The sequence below is a fragment of the Paenibacillus sp. RS8 genome, from assembly GCF_041956825.1.
Taxonomy (GTDB): domain Bacteria; phylum Bacillota; class Bacilli; order Paenibacillales; family Paenibacillaceae; genus Paenibacillus_AQ.
This window is the reverse complement of record NZ_CP168131.1, coordinates 4896833-4919604: the sequence shown is the minus strand read 5'-3', so window position 1 is coordinate 4919604 and position 22772 is coordinate 4896833. Positions and strand designations below refer to the sequence as shown.

The 22772-nt window shown below is 40.3% G+C and carries 23 protein-coding genes, 1 pseudogene and 1 riboswitch; of the genes and pseudogenes, 1 reads left to right on the top strand and 23 read right to left on the bottom strand.

Translation table 11 applies throughout. The features are described 5' to 3' along the window. Positions 1-82: 82 nt before the first annotated feature. The 9 genes and pseudogenes from ACDZ28_RS23365 to ACDZ28_RS23325 form a co-directional block, all read right to left on the bottom strand. Positions 83-883 (bottom strand): GNAT family N-acetyltransferase, encoded by an 801-nt coding sequence (locus tag ACDZ28_RS23365; protein ID WP_042127544.1) that lies wholly within the window; start codon positions 881-883, stop codon positions 83-85. A gap of 95 nt (positions 884-978) precedes the next feature. After that, entirely contained in the window at positions 979-1725 is a 747-nt protein-coding gene (locus tag ACDZ28_RS23360; protein WP_375102864.1) for a class I SAM-dependent DNA methyltransferase, read from the bottom strand. Positions 1726-1739: 14 nt separating this feature from the next. Then, positions 1740-2951 carry a DUF2812 domain-containing protein gene (locus ACDZ28_RS23355; RefSeq protein ID WP_375102863.1) on the bottom strand — a complete coding sequence of 404 codons (1212 nt, stop codon included), beginning with the start codon at positions 2949-2951 and terminating at the stop codon, positions 1740-1742. Then, positions 2932-3279, bottom strand: coding sequence for a PadR family transcriptional regulator (locus ACDZ28_RS23350; RefSeq protein ID WP_375102862.1), 348 nt, complete (start codon positions 3277-3279; stop codon positions 2932-2934). The genes ACDZ28_RS23355 and ACDZ28_RS23350 overlap by 20 nt, the downstream gene beginning before the upstream one ends. Before the next feature lie 156 nt (positions 3280-3435). Then, complete coding sequence (locus tag ACDZ28_RS23345) at positions 3436-3753, bottom strand: iron-sulfur cluster biosynthesis family protein (protein ID WP_375102861.1); 318 nt, start codon at positions 3751-3753, stop codon at positions 3436-3438. A gap of 121 nt (positions 3754-3874) precedes the next feature. Beyond that, complete coding sequence (locus ACDZ28_RS23340; protein ID WP_042127538.1) at positions 3875-4333, bottom strand: DMT family transporter; 459 nt, start codon at positions 4331-4333, stop codon at positions 3875-3877. 38 nt (positions 4334-4371) lie between these two features. Next, positions 4372-4797 (bottom strand): DMT family transporter, encoded by a 426-nt coding sequence (locus tag ACDZ28_RS23335; RefSeq protein ID WP_076118510.1) that lies wholly within the window; start codon positions 4795-4797, stop codon positions 4372-4374. A gap of 191 nt (positions 4798-4988) precedes the next feature. Further along, on the bottom strand, positions 4989-5390 hold the full coding sequence (locus ACDZ28_RS23330; protein WP_339291035.1) for an NUDIX domain-containing protein: 402 nt from the start codon (positions 5388-5390) through the stop codon (positions 4989-4991). Between the two features lie 167 nt (positions 5391-5557). Then, positions 5558-5701: pseudogene (locus ACDZ28_RS23325) on the bottom strand (maltose O-acetyltransferase); the annotation flags it as partial. A 551-nt stretch (positions 5702-6252) separates the two neighbouring features. Here ACDZ28_RS23325 and ACDZ28_RS23320 point away from each other — a divergent pair. Then, the gene (locus ACDZ28_RS23320; protein ID WP_042127532.1) at positions 6253-7053 is read left to right on the top strand and encodes a polysaccharide deacetylase family protein; all 801 of its coding nucleotides are present in this window, start codon (positions 6253-6255) and stop codon (positions 7051-7053) included. A 66-nt stretch (positions 7054-7119) separates the two neighbouring features. On the opposite strand, the gene ACDZ28_RS23315 is transcribed toward ACDZ28_RS23320, so the two are convergent. From ACDZ28_RS23315 to ACDZ28_RS23250, 14 genes are all read right to left on the bottom strand, one after another. Further along, the gene (locus ACDZ28_RS23315) at positions 7120-8262 is read right to left on the bottom strand and encodes a copper amine oxidase N-terminal domain-containing protein (protein WP_042127530.1); all 1143 of its coding nucleotides are present in this window, start codon (positions 8260-8262) and stop codon (positions 7120-7122) included. Between the two features lie 148 nt (positions 8263-8410). After that, entirely contained in the window at positions 8411-9571 is a 1161-nt protein-coding gene (locus tag ACDZ28_RS23310) for a DHHA1 domain-containing protein (protein ID WP_042127528.1), read from the bottom strand. A gap of 138 nt (positions 9572-9709) precedes the next feature. Beyond that, the gene (locus tag ACDZ28_RS23305) at positions 9710-9937 is read right to left on the bottom strand and encodes a hypothetical protein (RefSeq protein WP_042127526.1); all 228 of its coding nucleotides are present in this window, start codon (positions 9935-9937) and stop codon (positions 9710-9712) included. Between the two features lie 92 nt (positions 9938-10029). Beyond that, positions 10030-11652, bottom strand: coding sequence for a DUF4179 domain-containing protein (locus ACDZ28_RS23300; protein WP_052414599.1), 1623 nt, complete (start codon positions 11650-11652; stop codon positions 10030-10032). Next, positions 11630-12220 (bottom strand): RNA polymerase sigma factor, encoded by a 591-nt coding sequence (locus ACDZ28_RS23295; RefSeq protein WP_042127523.1) that lies wholly within the window; start codon positions 12218-12220, stop codon positions 11630-11632. The genes ACDZ28_RS23300 and ACDZ28_RS23295 overlap by 23 nt, the downstream gene beginning before the upstream one ends. 148 nt (positions 12221-12368) lie before the next feature. After that, positions 12369-13658, bottom strand: a complete 1290-nt coding sequence (locus ACDZ28_RS23290) for an amidase (RefSeq protein WP_052414598.1) — start codon at positions 13656-13658, stop codon at positions 12369-12371. 75 nt (positions 13659-13733) lie between these two features. After that, positions 13734-14936 carry an MFS transporter gene (locus tag ACDZ28_RS23285; protein ID WP_042132168.1) on the bottom strand — a complete coding sequence of 401 codons (1203 nt, stop codon included), beginning with the start codon at positions 14934-14936 and terminating at the stop codon, positions 13734-13736. An 8-nt stretch (positions 14937-14944) separates the two neighbouring features. After that, positions 14945-16501: an ABC-F family ATP-binding cassette domain-containing protein gene (locus ACDZ28_RS23280; RefSeq protein ID WP_375102860.1), complete on the bottom strand. Its 1557-nt coding sequence runs from the start codon at positions 16499-16501 to the stop codon at positions 14945-14947. A 426-nt stretch (positions 16502-16927) separates the two neighbouring features. Further along, a complete protein-coding gene (locus tag ACDZ28_RS23275) occupies positions 16928-17671 on the bottom strand; it encodes a MerR family transcriptional regulator (RefSeq protein WP_076118488.1) in 744 nt (247 codons plus the stop codon). Positions 17672-17684: 13 nt separating this feature from the next. Further along, entirely contained in the window at positions 17685-18422 is a 738-nt protein-coding gene (locus tag ACDZ28_RS23270; RefSeq protein WP_042127519.1) for an ABC transporter permease, read from the bottom strand. Next, positions 18419-19123: an ABC transporter ATP-binding protein gene (locus ACDZ28_RS23265; protein WP_375102859.1), complete on the bottom strand. Its 705-nt coding sequence runs from the start codon at positions 19121-19123 to the stop codon at positions 18419-18421. Before ACDZ28_RS23265 ends, ACDZ28_RS23270 begins: the two co-directional genes overlap by 4 nt. A gap of 169 nt (positions 19124-19292) precedes the next feature. Continuing rightward, complete coding sequence (locus ACDZ28_RS23260) at positions 19293-20597, bottom strand: voltage-gated chloride channel family protein (protein ID WP_375102858.1); 1305 nt, start codon at positions 20595-20597, stop codon at positions 19293-19295. A 67-nt stretch (positions 20598-20664) separates the two neighbouring features. Then, positions 20665-20726: riboswitch (Fluoride riboswitch) on the bottom strand. Positions 20727-20733: 7 nt separating this feature from the next. After that, positions 20734-21453 (bottom strand): YebC/PmpR family DNA-binding transcriptional regulator, encoded by a 720-nt coding sequence (locus ACDZ28_RS23255; protein ID WP_042127514.1) that lies wholly within the window; start codon positions 21451-21453, stop codon positions 20734-20736. Positions 21454-21619: 166 nt separating this feature from the next. After that, a complete protein-coding gene (locus ACDZ28_RS23250) occupies positions 21620-22747 on the bottom strand; it encodes a 5-methyltetrahydropteroyltriglutamate--homocysteine S-methyltransferase (RefSeq protein WP_375102857.1) in 1128 nt (375 codons plus the stop codon). Positions 22748-22772: the final 25 nt, after the last annotated feature.

The window sequence follows — 22772 nt, the reverse complement described above, 5'->3', positions numbered from 1 at the left end:
ACATATCATATTAAAGTATTTACAACTTCACAGTAAATATAATAAAGACGTCTGCTCCGAAGAGTTGACGTCTCATAAATGATCATATCGAAAAAGCACTACACTTATATTGATGTATCTGCTGAAACCCTAGTCGTAGTGCCGATTTTTTCGAAGCTTCATTATCCAGTGAACAATCCCAGTAAGGAATAAAGCCATTGGCAAGCACATCTTCAACTACTAGCGTTGCTAAATGTGTCCCCACTCCTTGTTTCTGATATTTAGGAAGGGTTTCAATTCCAATTGCGTGTGTATCCTGAGTAACAAAACTAGAATAACACACCCCCATAATTTCAGATCCCTCAACTGCAGCATATCCGTAGCCTTTTTCCGCAAAGTCTTCTTTCGATGACCAGAATAAATCAATATTTTCATGTACAAATTCTATATTCTTTAGATCTAAGTTTTCCCAATCCAGCATTTTAAGATTTATAGTTCTAATCCCATTAGTCTGCGTCGTAGGCGGCTTGTGAAGTAACTTGAACACCATCTGTTCAAAAGGATATAGCTTCCTAGAAGGAAATATCAATTCAAGATTCCATTCCTCATGTTGACCAGAAACTTCGAAATGTTCCATCCCGAGTTCCTTCATTCTAGGTACTATATAACTCGTTACATAACCGTCCAGTGCATGGATAAAGGCTTGATTGGTGTGATCGCCGATAAGATAAAACCCTTCAATCCCCTGACTCCATACTAACGCACTCTTTGGTGCTGTAATTTGATCCACAAAGATCCAACCTGGATTATTGCCTTCAATCACAGAGAGAATTTCGGGATGGATATGCTCTCCTTGAAGTAGCGGCTTCACTTTATAATAATCCTCATGAGGTATTTCATGCATACAAACACTCCCCTTAGTTTCCTTGCAGATGCTGTATACATAAGTATAAAGGAATCGTCCTCAATCGGATGGTAAAGTTCATTAATAACTGAAGATTACTTTCCATGGATAAGCGTTTTCCTAGCCTTAATTAATAGAAATGAAGGCCTCCTTCTCTCATTTAATAATTTGGGCATATTTTCTAATCCCTCAGCTATGGATTCGGGTTCAACAATTTCTTCAACAGTTAGTCCATTTTGGATCAACGTATTAAGTAATGTTGAAAGTTTCCTGTGATATTTTATGACGCCGTCAATTCCCCAAAACTGGCTTCTGAGACCTTCTTCTCCATAATTATCAATAGGCCAATGTAGGATATTATGATCAGGATCTTTAACCCACCCACTTTGGCTCTTATTTGATAAAACAACCGGATGCTCTGTTGAAAATACCAGATGCCCATTGGGTTTAATCCATTCTGAAATCCTACTAATGAGTGTTTTGTAATCCTCAATATAATGAAAAGCTAACGAACTTACTACCAAATCAAATTCATTACTATTAAAATTGATTTCCTCCATAGAGCCCTGTATATAAAGGATCTCAGGTCGCTTCCCTGCCATAGCTAACATTTTCTCTGATATATCTACTCCTGTTACGTGTGACGCTTTGTTATCAATCATATAGTTTGCCATTTCACCAAAACCGCAGCCAAGGTCGAGAACGTTTAAATCCTGTAGTTCTGGAAGTAACCCTCTTATTGCAGGTTGTTCAATAAAGTCATTGTATGTAATTCTTGATTCCCTTAAGTTCTTATACATTTGAAAAAACTCAGGGTTGTCATAAATGTTCTGTTGCATCATACACCTCCACGATATTATAGATGATGTTTACGAAGACGGTTGTAATATAGCCAAGTTCGACTTACATACGAGCCAAACATGAGAATTAATATGGCGAACAAAATCAAATTTATGAGCTGCAATCGATCCAGATTTGAGAAAGTCGATAATTTAATGTTAATTACTATGGTATACGTATATACAATTATAAGGGGCAAGAACATAGCAGAATAAGTTAAGGCTATACGTCTAGCTAGTTTCAGTTGATTTAACTTATCGCTGTATATTTGCGGTTTTGCTTCACCCGGTACATATTCTTGGCCCCATACAACCCATCTTTGAGTCCATGAACTTGATTTATACAGACATGCCCAGCCAGATTCCATGTGAAAGTTGAAGTAATTGGTGTCTGCAGTATTTTGTAAGTCCGCACAATAACACACCTTAATAGGTTTCCCTTTTATAAAATAAAAGGCAGCACCTGTTTTGCCAACTTTGTACAGATTATATCCCTTTTCTTCCATTCCCTCTAGCCACGCCTCAAGCCGATCTGGCGCATACATCCATCCAGGCTTCCACTTCATAACAAGTTGACCTGAATTTTTCAAACGCTTTTCTTCATTTTTACTTAGTATGATTTGCTGAAGGGGTGTCACTTGACCATTTGACTTGCTTGGCTGTAAGAATTCTTCTGTTATTCTTTTGTTAGTCTTGTTTAATGTGATCAACGAATACACTGTGAAAATACACAAGATCACGCTAAGCCCCAATGCAGTAGCGGGAATAAAACCATACGGTCCACTGAAAACATTAAAATGATTAAATTTGGATACACTCATTGCTATTGCACTTATTAAAATTACATTGAGGAATGCAACCATTAAATAAATCAATATCCCCATAAAAATATACATGATCTTCTTGTTATGCTTTACGATCCCTTCTCGATCAGGAAATGTTCTTATCTGTTCTAAAGGCAGCCTATTCATCGTCACAACCCATTTGCCGTTCTGTAACACCTTCGTCCATCCAAAATTTAATAATCCTTTAGAAAGGGATGGATTTCGAACTTTATCGAATACGATCCGATAGTTAGCTACGTTCGATTCAACCTGTTGAAAGTAAAAATATCTAGTTAAATGGTTGATTCGGATAAGTTCATAACCTTTTTGCGCCATAGAAGCCAACCAATCTTCGGTTTTCTGAACATCATAACTCCAAAAGGGTTTAAATATTTTGATGATCATCTACATCACCCCCATATTTTATAGCATTCTCATGCAGCTCTTTAAGCCTTTTGATCTCAGTAGCAAGAATTAGCGTCCCTAAGTCTGTTCTTTCATAAACCGTTTTTCTCTCTTCATCAGCAAAAACAGTAATCATCCCATCTTTTTGCATCTTCGTTAACGTGCCATAAACAGTTCCTGAGCCTAACAAAAGGCGTGCTTTCGTGATTTTCTCTACATGCTTCACTATTCCATATCCATGACGTGGTTCATCTAAGGATAAAAGAATATAGAAAGCTGTTTCAGTCATGGGTACATATTTTTTCAACACTTTCTCAGGGTTCAACATGCCCAGCTCCCTTATTACGTACAGCGTGTATACGTCACAATTAAATATGTCTCAACGTGACTATATCACGCCGTGACATAGTAAGCAATAAAAAAAGTGTGCAGAATCGCTTCATCAGCCACTCTACACACTCTACATTCAACTGCTCCGACCCGCCTATCGAATATCTTTTACTCGAATATTACTTCCTAACAGACTCGAATCACTTCTTAATCTGAACGCTGGGTAATTCTCATCTGCTTCAAGCCGCATCTGTTCATCAAATAAAGATTCCTGCTGTCGGTCAACAAAAAAAGTAAAAGGCTCTTTCTGAACTTCAATATCTGTAGGATGGGGTTCACTAATGATCTGAATTACGATCACACCATTACAACCACAGCCCTCTGTGTCGAAAAATAATTTAAAATATCCTGGTCGTTCACCAAGGTTTTTTTCTAACTTTTCAATAGTTTGGGAGTTCAATTGTATGAACATAGGATGATCCACTCCTTATTTATATTTGAGCGAGTACTTTCCCAAAGTATAATTTGAATTAGTTCCAGCCTCGTGTGACTGCCATCACTTTTATATTGACAGACATGAGTCTGAGAATAAATCAAGCTGCCTTCTGCGTCTCCCGTTCGCCACCTAGCTTAAACACGAGGATACCCCCAATAATAACCAGTACTCCAAGCAACTGTTTCCAAGTAAAAGGAACCTTTTCAAGCCCTAACCAGCCTAGTGAATCCCAGAGTAGTGCGAACCCAAGCTGAGAGATCAATACGATCGAAATCGCATACGTTGGGCCCAGTCGTTTAGTACCTTGCACAAGGCATAATACCACCCCGACTCCGATCAAACCACTGATCCAATACCAAGGCTCCATATTTCTCAAAGTAAATATACGGTTTCCCTCAACGATAAGACTCATAATAAATGAAGCTAAGAATCCCATCCCTAACACTAAAGTTGTCGTTGCCCAAGAACCAACCTTTTCGTTAACTTTCGTATTAAATATATTTTGCAGACTCACGAGTGATCCCGCAATAAGCGCTAATATCAACCCAATAACCATAACTTAATTCCTCCATTTATCGACTATACTCAAGGTTGTTAGAATTTTAGTATCACAACGCCAGCTATCATCAACCCGATGCCGATGAACTGCGGTAATCTCATCTTTCGTTTTTCCATTCCAAACCAGCCTTTGATATCAATCAAGAAGGTCAGACATAGCTGAGCAATCAACAACGAGGATATTGTAAATGTAACACCGATTTGCTGAATGGCCGTTACTTCACTGAAAATAATTACAGCTGCAAAAGCGCCGCCGATCAAATATAAGGGTTTTACTTGCTTTATTCCTCCCCATTTCCCATCTCTAACGAACAAAAGAATTAGGAAGGACATGATAAACCCCGTTAACTGTGTAATTGTCGCCGCCTGCCAAGTCCCGATATCTTGACTAATTCGAGCATTTGATACACCCTGTAACGTAATACAAGCCCCCGCTAAAAATGCAAATATAATCCCTCTCATTTCTCTCTCTCCTCAACTTCGATCTCTTACATATTAAAAAGCAATTCAAGGGTTTAAAAAAGGACATCTGTCCTAAATGAGAAGAAACGTTGTTATTGCCCAGCAGCTGCTGTTGCTCGTAGAAATAAAAAGACCGTCTCAAGCCTTCGTACGGGCTTAAAACGGACTTCAAAAATTTTTTTATAGTTGATTTATAAGAGCAAATTCTTCTCATGCAATTGATCAAAAATAATTTGGGTAACTACAGACACACGATTTCGATCTTTATAGCTTAACCAAGTCAATTCCTCGATTTCGGACGCTGGCGTTAATGTCCCTTCATAATCCGCAATATAACAGGTCATTTTTACTGTAACACCTTCTGCTTTGCCATGAGCCTCTGCTTCAAAGGTTCCAAAATAAGAGACGGTATCAGCCTTAATCTGAACAGAGATTTCTTCCTCAATTTCGCGCAAAAGCGTCTCCTCGTCTGTTTCTCCGGCTTCTCTTTTTCCCCCAGGCAAATAATAGGTATCTTTCCCTTTGGAACGCGCACATAAAACTTGTCCGTTCTCGATATGAATCCAAGCGATTTTATCAATGATTGTAGTCATATAGTTCTCCCTATGCCTTTTTTTCAACAATTATATCATACAACTGAACTAACACATTTATGCAACGTCAGTTTTAACTTTTTGGACATTAGGGTAACACACAGGGCAAATCATATATGCAGCGAAGATAAGAAAAGGATAGCTTACATGGCAGTATGATTAACTTCTTATTTATGATCATATTGACCCTTATCATCTTCAGTTATCTCCCGTATGACTCTGCAAGGGTTACCCACTGCAATCACATTTGCAGGGATATCTTTAGTAACAAGACTGCCCGATCCGATGATGGTATTATCTCCGATAGTGACCCATGATGTCTTTCTCCTCTCTACTTATACCAAGATGATTGTAAAGCGTACATGTTTGCATTAATCCCTTTGTGAAGCACTAAATCTTGATAGTCCCCTACTTCAGCGATCTCTCCATTATACATAACATAGATCGTATCGACATTCTTAGCCGAGCCCAATCGATGTGAAATGAAAATAGCCGCTTTATCTTGGCTTTTGGATCAATAGCAGAGGTAGGTTCATCGAATACTATAAGCTCCGCATTATTGTATAATGCGCGCGCATCACTAGCTTTTACCACTGACAGCCTGATAGCTGCCTACTTCCTTCTACTGATTAAAAAGATTGGGGCAATCAGTAACTTAGTGCTAAAATATGAGAGTGAGTTTCTTCTGTCTATCACATATAATAGTTTTACAACATAGAGAAAGTCAGACAGGCAGCCCCTCTTCTTATCAGTGTATTTCTTTCTGCAAACACTTTCATTGTTAAGACGGGAATCCGATTATAAGGTCTATAATTGGATGAGGTAATTTTCGAAATGAACATATGAATAGGAGTGTGAATTCATGAAGCTTCAATTTAATTTATTCCCGGGCGGATTGCCCAAGGCGCTTACTATGAGCTATGATGATGGACAAAAACACGATATTCGCTTGGCGGAGATTTTTGATCAATATGGGATTAAAGGTACTTTCCATCTAAATAGCGCTATGATAAACGCACCCGGATTTTTATCTTCTGCTGATGTTAAACATTCACTCAGAAACCACGAGGTGTCTGCCCATTCTGTTACTCATCCACATCTAGAACGTCTTCCTTTACCTATGGTGATCGATGAGCTGTTTGAAGACCGTAAGCGACTTGAGAAACTAGTGGATTATCCGGTACGTGGAATGTCCTATCCTTACGGTACATACTCTCAAGAAATCATAGCGCCACTTCAGTCTGTTGGGATTGAATACAGTCGTACTGTCCACTCTACCAAACAGTTTGATATGCCTCTGAATTTCATGGAGTGGCATCCAACATGCCAACATAATGAAGACCTGCATCACGTATGGGAGCGATTTACAACGGAGGGTCCATCCCAAAAACTAAGACTCTGTTATGTTTGGGGTCATAGTTATGAATTTGCTGAGCAGAACAATTGGGAGCTTATCGAGAACTTTTGCCAACAAGCTGGTGGACATCCGGATGTTTGGTACGCAACCAATATAGAGATTTATGATTATGTCACTGCGCTGTATTCACTGAAAATGAGTGCTGACAAAAAGATCATCCGTAACAACTCTGCTATTGATGTCTGGGTATCTGTAAATGATCAACCTGTTCAGATTAAGGGTGGAAGTACGATGATGCTGAAATAATCCCGAACACAAAAAGAGCGATTCATAACATCGCTCTTTTTTCTCGTTACATAAAAGTAACTGCAATTATTTGGATTGAAGTGTAAATGTCACTGTTTTTGCTTTTTCCTCAAGGATTGGAGTATAGGTAAATGTCAGCACATTCCCTTTGCGACCCTTCAATACTAACATTCTGGTCAAAACATATGGATCTCTGCCATCATTCACTCTATCCCATTCCTTACGATCCTCACTTGTTATCAGTTGTTCGCTGAGATTGATGATTTCCCCAGAGCTGCTATAAACCAAATATAAGTGTGTCGTATCTAATAAACGTATGAGCGCCACATCCTCCGATGCATATTCCACGATGAAATCTCCTGTTGCCCCGGTTAGCTTCTCCATCTCAAATAACTTCCCTAGATCGCCATCCTTAGTAATATACTGCACGTTCTTCCCATCTGTCATATACAACTGAGTAGAAGGCACTTGCGGCGCATGTGGATAAGCAGAATTCATATATTGATAATTCATTTGTTTGAGAATAGTGCCTGCTTTGACCAATACTTGATAGCTGCTATTGAAATCGGTGAACATGGCATAGTGATTGTCTGTTAACCGGAGAAGATCCGTGCCATTGACAATTTTCTTGACCTCAAAAGCGTAGTTGTAGGCTGATTCCTTGAACGGTAGTCGACCAATAATTACCGGTTTCCCAGCTGAGGTAGCACGGTAATACAAATCTCCGTTTTTCTGAGATATCCAATAGGATCTACCATCTACAGAAGCAGAAACCAATCTAGCTTCATCTACGATCTGGATAACCCCATCCGTTTTATTAAGCCCCGTTTTACCTCCAAGTGCACTGACCGCTGAGACCAATGGCACATACACTGAACCTTTAATAATACGTGGGGATTTCGTTAAATTCACCACTGCTTCATTTACTTTTGACTTTACAGTACCAGTTGTGAAAATAACCTCCCTTTCAGGACGAACAAGTTTGGCCGTTTTGGTTTGTTGATCCCAGGATAATGTGTACCCCATAGCATCTGCGAGTGATTTCAGAGGCACAAAAGTTGTATTCTCTGTGATGACCTGTTTACTGCTGATTCCGATTTCTTTAAAGTTGAATTGAATTTGGCTTTCTGCTTGCGCAGATACAGATCCAAACCCCGTACTAAAAATCAAAACAGCTATGATTCCTAGCGTAACCTTCCATTTATTCATTTCTATTCTTCTCCCTCGACTTTATAGTCATATGTAATTAGACGACATTTTTTGGAAAAAGTTTCTTATTCTTCCCTTTCATCATGCAAAAAAGACCTGATCCACGGAGACTACCGCAGTCAGGTCATCTGTCTTTTATATTGTAATCTTAACTTCTAGCAAACTCATAAAACGCCAAAGCGTCCTCCCAAGTTGGGAATCCAGCTTGCGCTAATTTATCGCTGCCTCCGCCTTTTCCATTGTAGGTACTAAGATGCGTTTTGAAAAAAGCTCCACAGGAGATCTCTGCACTGCCGTTCTGCGCAAACACAACCTTATTCTCAGCAGAACTAGCCAATAAAACTGGAACATCACATTTCGCAGTAAGCTTGTTAGCTAAACTTTGTAAATCTTTCAGTGATTTATCCTCGAATACTTTTGCGATCAGTTTTCCTTCTTGTTGTGCTAAAAGCTCCTGTTCGATATAATCATCATTCTTATCTTTTAGTAGTGTAATTTCCGCTTGCAGCTGCTTTTGTTCATTCTCCCACTTTTCAATTCGATCGATAATTCCATCTTTTCCCGTATTGAACTTGGAAGATAGTGCTCCAAGGATTTGCAGACTGTTATTAAATTCCTTCAAAGCACGGTATCCACATTTAAAATAAATCCGCGTATTCCCTTTTTGTTTCTCCGCTTTCAGAAGCTTAATCATACCAATTTCACCAGTTGAAGATACATGCGTACCTCCGCAAGAGTTATATTCAACATCTTTGATCTCTACAATCCGGATGTTCTCCGTCACTTTTGGCTGTTTGACCAGTTTAAGCAGGGAAGCTTCTTCCCCTGTTACAAAATAGCTAAGAATGGAATGGTTCCGGTAAATCTGCCGATTAACCTCCCACTCAATGGAATGAAGCTGGTTAGGCGACAGTTCTGAAGCTTCTATGTCGATGGTGCAATAATCTTCACCTAAATGAAAGCTTAGAGTCATAAACTGTAAAAGATCAAGACAGACTGCTGACAGCAAATGTTGCCCACTATGCTGCTGCATATGGTCGAATCTTCTCGTCCAATCGATCTGACAATTGACAGCTAAATCATCAGGCAGACGTTCCAGCTTATGTAGGACAAGATCTTCCTCACTGATTACATCAAGTACAGGGATATCCTGTATAGTCCCTAGATCACAGGGTTGCCCACCGCCATGCGGATAAAAAGCAGTTTCCTCCAAAGTAACATAGAGCCCATCTTCTCGTTCTATCGTTTCCGTAATACGGGTTTGCCAGTCAGTCAGATATGTAGAATTGTAATATAGTTTGTTGATCATGTATGTATCCCTCTCTTTTATACGTTTATGGCACATTAAGCTTATAGTATCATAACGGATTTCAAAGACAAACTACACCAAGAAAAACGGGTGTCGTCCTTAAATGAACGACACCCGCTTCTATAGCATCTTGCGGACTTAACATGCACAAGAAACATCTTTTAAGTTTCTTATAGCAATTGCATTCAGTCGAAGCGCTTCGACAATTGAGTCTCTTACTGCTAACAATTCAAATCTTTCACGACTGCCAATAGGCAACCTGCAAAGTAATGCTTCAATTCTTCTAAGACTTTCTTTCAGAATCACTCTCTGCTTACGCAAAGCATTTAAAGCTCTTTGAATTTTTCTCTTCTCTGCAGCAGTCATAAACTACCACCTCTTTTCGATTGTGATAGTATATGAGATGCGAATTCTCTAGTTCTTGCTTGTACAATTTGGAAGCATAAAGATTGATTTTATTATTTTTTGCTAACTTCCATGATAGGAACGGTCCAATCGACATTGGTGTACAAACGGTTAACTACTGTACGTATTAATTGAAGCTGATTAGGGATTTTAGTAAGGCCAGCAGCACGGAACTGAAAAAAATTCTTTTTGTTATTTGACTGTGATTCAACGATTACGATATAACCATCTTTCCATCCGGACCCATCAGTAGAATATCCTCCTCGCCCTGACAGGGGATACTCTTTACCCTCAAGGTCTTTAAATATCCACTCACTGTTCATAAATTCATTTCTCAATCTTCCGCTAAAATGTAGCGAACCTTCCTTCGCAGATCCATTGGTATTGGGTGGCGACTCCACAGTAAAATCATTTAACATGAGCTCATCTCCATCAAAATCAAAGGGAATCGGATGTTCCTTCAACTTAGAAGGCTCAAATTGCACGCTCGAACCATCCTTCTCAGGAACAAAATATCCATCGAACACAAAAGTATATGGCGTATCCTGGGGTAAATATTTAAATGTATAGCTCCAATGCATTAATCCAGGTTTATCACCGGGTGCCGAAGATCGTGACATTACACTATCCTTACTCGGTAATTTCCTCGCATTAACACTGTGAATCTCTTCTCCCGTGCTATCTTCAAAATGGAACTTCAGCCCCTGCTGCTTCCATAATTCACCTGGAGAACGACTCAATGCCTCTTCACTTAATTGAGTGTCAAATTCAAAACGAACACCTTGAACCATATGAGTTAGTCTTTTCAAAGTCACTGTTAAACCGTCCGGAGAAGTATAGCTACCCGTTAGGGGAGCTGAGGTTGTTTGTTGATTCGCTTTTGTCATATCCATCGAAAAACTGAAATTCCAATCTCCTTGTAAAATAGGAATATTTCTTCCCTTGCTTCCCAACTCAGTTATATGACCTTCGACTGTAATTTGATCGGCTTGCAATGGCTCCGAAAAATTAGCGATCATATAGTAAAAATCGTTGGTAAATCCCATATCGTATAATTCTCCAACGACTTTTCCATGATCATCTTTAACTTCAATCTTATTACCTTCACCAAAACCCAAGCGATGTCTGTCATGTTTACCATCCGGTCCGAACAACTGTAGAGCGACAATCACACGAGTAGGATCTGCTACGGCTTCGTCAATTTTAATCGTATAGCCTTTATCCTTCACTTTTATATTAGGATGATCTACCAACCCAAATTCTTGCGCTCGCAAAAGGCCAATGTCAACATTATCTTTCACAAAAAGAGAACGTAAAGTCTCTGCCAATGTGGGTACAGAATATAAAATCACGGCACTCAGAACAACCAGTAGCAAAGCTGCTGCCATGGCTAATCTAAGTAACTTAAGAATCTTCGGATTCTTTCGCTTTATGTCAGGTACCGTTACTTTCTCTAGTACTACTGATTCTATTGAAGCCATAACTTGATCCGTAAAAGACTCTGGCAGTTTCTCCTCAAACAACGCTTGCGACCACTCCTCTTGTTCTTCCAATAGCATATGATAGATTAAGTTGCAATGGGTACAAGCAGCGATATGATCTACATTTTCAAAAGGTCGGGAGGTAGGTGTACTTAGGATGTATTGCTCGATCTCATATGGGCTTAAGCACTTCATCGCTCTTCACCTCCTGGAGTGTCATGATTTGCTTCAATCGATGTTTCGCACGATAAAGGTCATTTTGAATTTTACTTATAGGGACCTCTAAGAGCGTACACATTTCTTCATAGCTTAAATCATTGGTGTAACGAAGCAGCAAAGCCATCCGATAATTAGGCGGCAGCTTCTGCATTAGGTGAAGCAGCTCTGTGCGATACTCTGATCGAATGAATTCTTCCTCTGGATTATTTGAAAGGGAAAGTTCAACAAGATCGTCTGGTAGGCTTGCTGTAGGACGAGTTTTTTTCCAAAGATCCTTCAATAAATTAGTCGCGATGGTATACAGCCAAGCCGCAAAGTTTTTATCTAAATCATGTGAGGCCAGCTTACGATAAGCTTTAATAAACGTCTCCTGAGTGATGTCTTGAGCATCTTGGTGATCGGCTCCCATCCCTCTCAAAAGTCCATAAATTTTATTCTTATATCGATTCACAAGAAACGAATAATCTTCTTTATGTCCATGCAGAACATTTTGAATCCATTGCCTCTCATCCTCTTTTTCAACTTTCGGTACATGTCCCTTCACCCTTAAGCCTCCTTGAAGCACGATACTGTATAGACGATCCCTATCAGAAAAACTCTCACTTTATACAAAAAAAGTAGATCTTCAATTGTATTGAAGACCCACTCTGTTATCTAACCTCGAACTTGCCCCATCTGTAGCCCAAATTGGCTCACCCCAGTGCTAGTGATACAAGTCTACTCCAATATATAAGCTTTTCATCCTGCCCGTAAGCCCCAATACATTGAAATCCTAAAGGCATGTTGCGAATAGTGGCTGAAGGAATGCTCACAGTTGGCGCTCCTGCGTATGACCATATGGCGGTCATTCCAGCCCATCCTGTCCGTGTTCCCCACAATGGAGCAGTTCCTGCTTGAGCGGGCGAGACCCAAATATCAATCCCCTCTGTCTTTTGAACATCCAGTAGATCATATCTCAATTTGATTTGTCCTCTACGATATCGCTCCAGTTCCTCCTCTTTGATGGTTTGACCTGATTCAATACCATCACGCATCGCAGTACCATAGCAATCTTTGTATTTTTCAAATCGTACGGCATGCACTTGAGCCATTTCCCCTTGTACTAACCTCAACATTCCATCCCCATAGATGAAACTATCTTCCCATGGCATCTTAACATTTTTTATGACGAAGCCTGCCTCTTCCAACTTCTTAATCTGGCTCCAAAAAGTATGTTTAGCGTCCTCTTCCAATAAAGTCATGAATACCCCTTCTGGAATACCAAGCACGGGTTTACGGTTAGCTTCGAAAGGCCTCCATTCCGAGATGAGTTCTGAAGAGACCCACTCCATGCTAACCATATCCTGTGTGAAAAATCCCATCGTATCAAATGAAGGGGACATCAACTGAACACCATCCAAAGGGATACGTCCATAGCTTGGCTTAAATCCAACAACACCACAGAAAGAAGCAGGAGCCATAACAGAACGCAAACTTTGTGTACCTATCGCAAATGGACACATACCTGTGGCAACTGCCGCTGCAGACCCTGCACTAGAGCCGCCTGGTGTATGATCCAAATGATGAGGATTACGAGTTGGGAGATGCCCGGCATATGCGAACTCTTCGGTCACCGTTTTGCCTGTGAACCATACTCCTTTTTGCCGCAGCTTTTTAATAAAACTACCTTCTGAACGTGTTAATTCCTGTGGAGGAAGATTTGAACCGGCACGAGTGGGCAAACCGTCTATATGAATTAGATCCTTAACTCCTACTGGAACTCCGTATAATGATGGTTTTGGGAGCTCATGATAGGTTTGTCTTAGCTGCGCTACTTCACTCATGATTCTATCTGTTCTTTTCTCTTCCGATACAAAAGCATGGATGTGAGGCTCTAACTTATCATAACGATCTAAATGCTGATTAAGGAATAGCTCGAGTGATGAATCATTTGGCTCTAATCCTTGATGGAACTGCGTTAAAGAAGATGTATGGATATACATACCTAACCCCCTTCACAAATTACTAAACTAAGATCCCTCTGCTCTATGATTGTATTTATTTGGAATATCTTCATGTTAATCGTAGTTCTTTGCTAAGGCAAGAAGTTTAATCACTGCATAGAAGGCGCACATAATCACTGCAAAACCAGCGAATAAAAGAATATTCTCCACTTGGACTCTATCAGCTAGCGGACCAAACAGCGCCATCCCGAGTGGCAAAGCACATGAGTTCGTCACTTGAACAAGACTAAACACCCTACCTTGCATCTTCGGCTCCACATTCTGCTGCAACATCACTGTCAAAGGAGCGTTAAAGCAAGGCATCGTTACGCCTATCAACAAATTAAACAATAAATACATTGCAAACATAGGAGCGAAGCCAAGTCCAACCATCAGCAAACCGTAGAGAGCACATGCTATAATGTTGGTATGCATACGAGACTTAAAGCCGCCCCATGACGCTATCAGAAGCCCTCCAACTAACGCCCCTACGCTAAAAGTCATCTCACTTGCGGTCAATCTCCATACTTCTGAACCAAAGGATCGACTCACCATTAGAGGGGTTAAGAAGGCTGCTGGACTGATCAGTATCATTACGACAAATAAATAGATTAGTAATTGCTTAATAAAGACATGATCCTTTAGGTACTTAAATCCTTCCTTAATATCTTGTACATTCGATTTCTGAACCTCCTCCAACTTAGCATGAACTGGAATAACGATTATACACATCATACCAATTCCAATAATTGCAGTAATCACATCAATAAAAAAGGCAGTTTCTATGGTACTAATCGATAGAATCACGCCCCCTGCTGCTGGAGCTAGAAACATCATCAAGGATGAAATACTACTATTTACTCCATTCACCTTCATAAGCTGATCTTTTGGAACAATTTGAGGGATAAGTGCGTTCACAGCAGGAACCTGTATCCCCGTACCTGCCGCTCGGATCAGCAAAATTACATATAGCAACCCAATATATTTATAGCCCATCAAAAACATCACAGCGAGGATAAGAGTAGCGATCGCAATCATACCATCCGCTAGCATGATCATTTTTTTACGACTATAACGGTCGATCCATACCCCAGCAAACAGCGATATCGCCATCTGCGGGAGAAAGCCGCAGACGGTTGATATCGTCATCATCACCCCTGAAGAGGTAGTTAGAGTGATATACCAAATAATCGCATATTGAACCAGCGAGGAACCAAATAAAGATATGGTTTGAGCCGTTAGAAATAGGGTTATTTTTCTTTTCCAATTGTCATTCATGGTTTGCATTAGTACTTACTTCCTTTACTTCTGGTTTCATCTCCTATGTTAAGCACACGATCGACCCACCCTTGATAAAACTCTTCTTCATGAGAAACAAGAATAACAGTACCGCTAAATTGAATTAGAGCTTTCTTCAATGCGTCTTTCGTTTCAGCATCTAAGTGATTGGTCGGCTCATCCATAATTAGGAAGTTGTATGGTGAGAGCAGTAATCGGCACAACTTAACCTTAGACTGTTCTCCGCCGCTGAGCGTACGGATAGACTGTGTTACAAGGTTATCTTTAACCACACACTGTGCCAGATGACGACGTATTTCCTTTACAGTCAGTTTTGGATCATAAGCTGAAATCACCTGAATAGGTGTCATCATATCATCTTCCCAAGTTAAATCCTGCTCGAAGTAACCGACTTTAACTTGTTCTGCGAACTGAAACCTACCGGTTATCCCTTTGATTTCACCAACCAATGTTTTAAGCAATGTTGATTTCCCGATTCCATTGAACCCCGTAATCACCAGCTTTTGTTCGCCACGGATGGAGAACTTCAATTTAGGCAACAAAGGTTTATCGTAACCAACCACTAATTGATCCACTTTAAGCGCTACTTGTGACGTGCATGGGAGCTCTTTAAAGCGAATAGACGCTTTGGATACAAATGTTGGAGCTGCGATTCGTTCCAGCCTATCCAGCTGTTTCTGGCGACCACGGGCTATTTTGGAATTAACACCCGCACCGTTTTTTCGAATGAATTGCTCTGTAGTTTCTATTTTTTTCTGCTGTGCATGATATTGCCGGATATAACTCTCTCGCAAATGTTCCTTCTGCTTCACAAAATCCGAGTATTTACCGTGGTATTTTTTTATCGTTTCCCCCTCTATATCGCAAATGCTAGTGGATATTTTATCGAGAAAGGCATAGTTATGAGATACAACAATGAACGCTTGATTAAAGGCAATCAAATACTCAGCGAGCCAGTTAACATGTTCGGTATCTAGATAATTGGTTGGTTCGTCGAGTAATAGCACATCAGGTTGTTCAAGTAAAAGCTTGGCCAGTATAACTTTAGTCCGTTGCCCCCCGCTTAACTGCTCGATGGGACGGTCGATTCCAATCGCGTTGATCCCTAGACCCATAACCATCTTACTGATATTGCTCTCCATCGAATAATAGTCTAGCGCTTCTAATCGTTCCTGGTAGTCTGCTGCCTTTTGTAATAACGTTTCGTTGCCGGTTACAGAGCACTCTTCATAGAGCTCATTTATTTTTCGTTCTAGTTCGTATAATTCTGAGAAAGCCTGACTTAAATAATTATGAACCGTACAGTTTCCATCCATGACAGCATATTGATCGAGATGACCGATTGTAATATTGGGCTGCCACTTTATCATTCCATCATCCGGGATCACTTCCCCCGTCAAGATGCTAATCAACGTACTCTTACCCGTTCCGTTCTGTCCAACCACTCCTACATGCTCTCCCTTGTACAAATCCATAGAGACATTTTTGTATAGGACCTTATCGCCAAAAGCATGTGTCAAATTAGAAACCTCAAGTAAACTCATTTCCTATTCCTCTTTTCTGAAATTAATTAAGAACGCAAAAAAAGCAGAAGACACTGCACCCTTTGGGCACAAGCCTTCTGCTTATCTGTACACGAATAGACGGCACAAACATATAAATGACAGTCTAGAAACTGAGCATTATAAACACAAAAGGCTGTAGACGAAAATTGTCTACAGCCTCTTAATCATTAACATCGAAAGATAGCATAACCAAATAAGCATGACATTTCACGCTAAATCGGACTAGCTATCATTCGACGATATAAAAGCAATACGCTTTTGATTAAGCTCCGGACAACGTTTCATCGTTTGTATCCGTTTGTTCGGAGCAGCCTCTGGTATATAACTTTACAGTTTCTACATGAATCATGTTAAACCATCCCTTCGTTTGGTAACAGTTTAAAACGCATGCCTAAACTTGTCAACCTAGAGCGGGAAATCATAATTATTTTTAGTCTCTAACAGTTGAATAACTTCTTTTGCCTTTTGTATCGCTTCTTCTAGAGAATAAATTAAACGATCTGTTACTGTGACAATATCTTCGAACTCTCCAGGTGTGTCTAATATTTCTTTGATGCTTAGTTCCTTTGATTGTTCTGCTGTATTTATTAATCTTAGAATAGCATTCATAGAATAGTGTGCTGCTCGCAATGTACGAATAATCTTCATTCTATTTAATTCTCGTTCTGTATAAAAGCGATAACCATTTGGTAGTCTGGGAACGGTTATTAAGCCATTTCTTTCCCAGTTCCTTAGGATTTCAGGTGTTAATTCCAATAATTGTGTGACTTCATTTCGATTATAAGTCTGATTAGACAATGACTCATTGCCACTGAGCCATTGTTCAACCAATTGAATGGCTTCTAAAGCTAGTCGGTATTCTTGTTCAAGATGAGCCAAATAGACCTGGGCTAGTTTAAAAGCCAGCTTGAAATCACCCTTCCCACTGGCTTCTGCAATAGCTCGTGCTTTAGCTCGACTATGACCTTGAATAATCTCACAATGAAAAGCGGTTCTAGCTACTTGAAGCTGAAATAAATGAAGCTCCGAAAATACTCGATATCCATTGTCTGCACGAGGCACTGGAGAGATATACTTCCACTCTTCATAAATGCGAACAGTATTCGGATGTACGTTAACAAGACTCGCTATTTCTTTGGTGCTATACATCCCTTCGCCTCCCTCACTTCCATTTAAAGAATTTGATGGCGCTGCCTAAACCAATCAATATACATAAGACAAGAATGATAATACTAAAGAATAAGTGCTGAATTGACTCTCCAATCGAAACTTGTTTAAGTAAATGAATACCATGTGAAAGCGGAAGAATATCCATTATCCATTGGAGAAAACGTGGCATAATTTCATATGGAATCGTAGCGCCAGAGAATAGAAGCATTGTGAAGTAGACCACTGAACTCCATAAATTTGCAGACTTTTGATCAGGCACGACACTGCCGATAGCAATCCCAACACTGTACATCGCACACACAACAAATGCATAAGTTATCAGAAAGACTCCCCATGAGCCTCTCATTTCATAATCAAATAATAAAGTATATACAGTAGTTACGCCAATAAATGAAACTAGTGCTGAGGATAATTGAATAACAACTTGAGCAAACAATATATGTACTGGGGATACGGGTGTTACTTGGAATCTTTTTAGAATTCCTCGATGACGATAGTCAGCAATGGTAAGCGGTACACCCATTACGCCAGTGGCGAGTACCCCAATACAAATAACTGCAGGGTAAGAGATTTCAAACATGGATGCTCCGCTGGCAGACACATCTTTACTCATGACATATCCAAAAAGAGTCGCCAAAATGATCGGGAGTAGGATCCCAAATATAAGTATATCCATACCTTTCCAAACAAGTTTGCCCTCTATCTTTAGTAGCGTCCAAAATAATTTCATACCCATTCCTCCTCACCTGCAAAATATAAATAGGCATTCTCTAATGTTGGTTGTCCACTAAGTGTAATAATTTCTTGAATGGAACCAAAGGCGACCGTTTTACCGTCTCTTAAAATGATTAGTTGATCGCAGAGAGCTTCTACTTCGTCCATGTAATGAGAGGTGAGTACAATCGATAGTCCGTTTTCTTTCATAGTTAAAAGCTGTTTCCATAACATCTTACGCGCTTTTGTATCAAGCCCCGTTGTTAATTCATCTAAAAAAACGAGCTGAGGATTAGGCAAGAGGGCTAACAAAACTGCTAATCGCTGCTTTTCACCGCCAGATAGCGATCTTACTAGCTGCTTTTTCTTTTCATGCAGTCCAAAGGTTATAAGTAAAGGATCGATAGCTTGTGGTTTTTTGTATAAAGAACGCCATTGGATACAAGCCTCTTCTACGGTTAGGCGATCTTGAAAATTCGTATCTTGGAATTGTACGCCAACGTTTTGGAACACTTCCTTTCGTTCTGTGAATGGCGATTTCCCAAGTACATCGAGCCTTTGAAATTCGCTTTTCTCGATCCCTAGAATTGCAGCAATACTCGAGGATTTCCCTGCACCATTAGCTCCTAGCAAACCAATTACTTCTCCTTCACCTAAATGAAAGTTTAAATCCTGGACAGCAACTTTATCTCCGTATCGTACAGAGAGATTTTTCACGGACAAAATCATAATCCCCACCTCATTTCAGATATTAGGTTTACACTATATCAAATGAAGTAAAGGCTGGTGGTTTATTGGAGGGTTTGTTTTTTGAACAAAAAAAAGAGAGGTTAGCTCATCTCTTGAACTAACCATCCTCTGACAGATGAAAAATATTTTCGAAAAATCATTTTCTTTTTTTAACACCATTTATCCTAGTCCCTTGAGGGATTGAAATGAGCTGACTCTTTGATACACCGATAAGCTGAGAAGTATAAATACTCGAATGTCCGGAGAATAAATAACTCACCACACAAGCGATGAACATATAAATTGCACCTTCCGAACCGAACAGCTCAATTCCCATTATAAAGCATGCGATGGGTGTGCTCGTAGCTCCGCAGAAAACAGCAATGAATCCGAGCGCAGCTAAAAAGGGACCATACACATGTAATATTCCAGCCAAAGCATTGCCTAATGTGGCTCCCATCGCAAACAACGGAGTAACTTCACCACCCTGAAATCCTGTTCCCAGGGTAAAAGCGGTGAAAATCAGCTTCCATAAAAAAGCGAACGGCGTTACATCTCCCTCAAAAGAATCCTTGATTAAAGGGATACCAAGTCCCAGATAGTCGCGTGACCCTACAACGAATACCAACGCTATGATAATTAAACCACCTACTGCTGCTTTTATCATCGGATTGCTAATCATGGCGGTGAAGGTTCTTTTTAGAAAATGAGTCAGTTCACTGAAAAGCATACTCACAAGACCAAAAATAACAGAAGCCAATACCACTTTTAGAATAATCATTACACTTAAGGCAGGAAACTCATTCACTACATAGTGAGTATGATGAACGCCCCACAATTGAGTGGTGACCAGATCACCAACAAAGCTGGCCACAAAACATGGAAGTAACGCTTGTTGGCTAATAAGTCCAATCGTTACCACTTCTAGACCAAATAAGGTTCCAGCTAGTGGTGTTCCGAAAATAGAGCCAAAGCCTCCGCTAATCCCGCACATTAACAATATTTTGCGATCCAGCGGACTGATTTTGATTAATTTCCCAAACCACTCCGCGAGGCTTCCTCCCATTTGTACTGCGGTTCCCTCACGTCCGGCAGATCCACCAAACAAATGAGTTACCAGTGTTCCGAACAATACTAAGGGTGCCATGCGTAAAGGAATGGTCTCTGTACCATCCTGAATTTGTTCTATGATAAGATTATTTCCTTTAGCGCTGTTTTTTCCATAACGCATATATAAGAAACTAACAAGGACTCCTCCAAGAGGCAGCAAATAAAGCAGCCACGGATGCTCTAGACGTACATCTGTTACATAATCTAAGCTTTTCAGAAAGAATGCCGAGGCAGTTCCCGATAAAAGTCCAACCACACTTCCGAGTACAATCCATTTGATAAACGTACTCCATAGTGCAAAATGACTTCTTTTCTTAGCGAATTCAACCCATCGTGCAGACCATTGATTCATTACGACAGCCTCCAAAATCAGTATAAAGCAGTCCCAACAACAAAACAGACTCCTACCAGTGAAGCTCACACTGGTAGGAGTCATTAGTCTCATGAGACGGTTGAGGCGAACTCCATCGCCTTGTTAGATATTATTCTTAGTCTTCAAACTCCACGTTATGATACACCTGTTGCACATCTTCCAAATCTTCTAAAGCATCAATCAGTTTTTCAAATTGAGCTTGTGCATCTTCAGGAAGTGTTACATAGTTCTGTGGAAGCATGTTTAATTCTGCTACAGTAAATTCGGTAATTCCAGCATTTCTGAATACTTCTTGTACGGCATGGAACTGATCAGGCTCAGCATATACGATAACTGCTTCGTCCTCTTCCAGTACATCACGTACATCAAGCTCTGCTTCGAACATCATCTCAATCACTTCATCAGCAGTTTTACCTTCCACACCGATAACAGCCGTTGAGTCAAACATATAGGCTACTGATCCGCTGACACCCATATTTCCGCCATTCTTACTAAATGTAGAACGAATCAAAGGTGCTGTACGATTAACGTTATTCGTAAGCGCATCGACGATAATCATCGAACCGTTAGGTCCAAACCCTTCGTAACGAAGGTCTTCATAATTCTCATCACCGCTGCCTTTGGCTTTATCCATTGCGCGGTCGATAATCGCTTTTGGTACATTGTAAGTTTTTGCACGTTCTAATACAACCTTCAGTGCCCGGTTTGCTTCTGGATCGGGTTCACCTTTCTTGGCTGCTACATAAATCTCAACACCAAACTTAGCATAAACGCGACTTGTGTTGGCGTCTTTGGAGGCTTTCTTTTCCTTAATATTATTCCACTTACGACCCATATTGTTCCCGCTCTCTTTCAACATGAATTAAAAACAATTGTTACTTATTATACCCTTGATTAATAGCTCTAGTAAAGTGCGCTGCTAGGTTAATCCTCTAAGCTGTCACAATACACTCATAAAAAAGGCTCCTGAATCGATCAGGAGCCTGCTAGTATTTATCAAATCAATGCCAAATTTCATCCGCAATCTCTTTAATAAATTGCAGTTTGTCCCACTGTTGCTGATCTGTCAAATGGTTTCCTTCTTCTGTAGAAGCAAAACCGCATTGTGGGCTTAGACATAGCTGATTGATGTTAACATACTGTGACGCTTCTTTAATACGCTCCACGATTTCTTCTTTATTCTCAAGCTCACCGGTCTTCGAGCTGAACAATCCTAGAACGACCTGTTGATCCTTGATAAATCTTAATGGTGCGAAATCACCTGCCCGATCCGTATCAAACTCCAGATAGAACCCATCAACATCCACAGTTCCGAATAACACTTCTGCGATTGGCTCGTATCCACCGGAAGCTGCCCATGTAGAAGCATAGTTTCCACGGCATACATGCATGGTAATGACCATATCAGCAGGATGATCCTTAATCGCTTCATTATTTACGAATGCATACAACTTAGCAATTTCGTTAACATTTACACCCTCTTTTTGTCGCGCTTCCCAATATCCTTTGTCACAGAGCATCCCCCATGTGCAATCGTCCAACTGAAGATTTCGACAACCCGCCTCATAGAAGTCGCGAATCACTTCACGATATGCTGCGGCAATATCAGCAACTAGTTCATCTTGGTTATCGTAAACAGCTACAGTGGTCTGGTGATTCCGTTGAAGCTCAGCAAGAAATTGTGCAGGAGAGGGAATCGTTTGACGCGCAACTACATCGTTACCGGCAACGCTAGCCAGTTGTATGTAATCTGCGATCATTGGATGATTCGTACCGCGAATCTTGCCAGATAGGATTGCCGTTTCCGCTCTTGTCTCAATGCCATTGAATAAATAGCCTTCTTTGCTGACTTTCTTAGCTACGCCTTCCAGACCCCACATGAAGTCTAAATGCCACCAAGAACGGCGGAATTCACCGTCCGTTACTCCTTTTAAACCTACATCTTTTTGCTTTTTCACGACTCTGGCAATCTCCGTATCTTCAACCTTGCGCAATTCGTCTGCCGTGATTTCATTGTTTTGAAATTGAACGCGAGCCCTCTTAATAGTTTCCGGGCGTAAGAAGCTACCTACTATATCAACTCTGAAGGGTACTTCTGTTCTTTGCGTTCCTGTTTGAATGGTACTCATGGGGCCGACCTCCTTGATTCTCTGT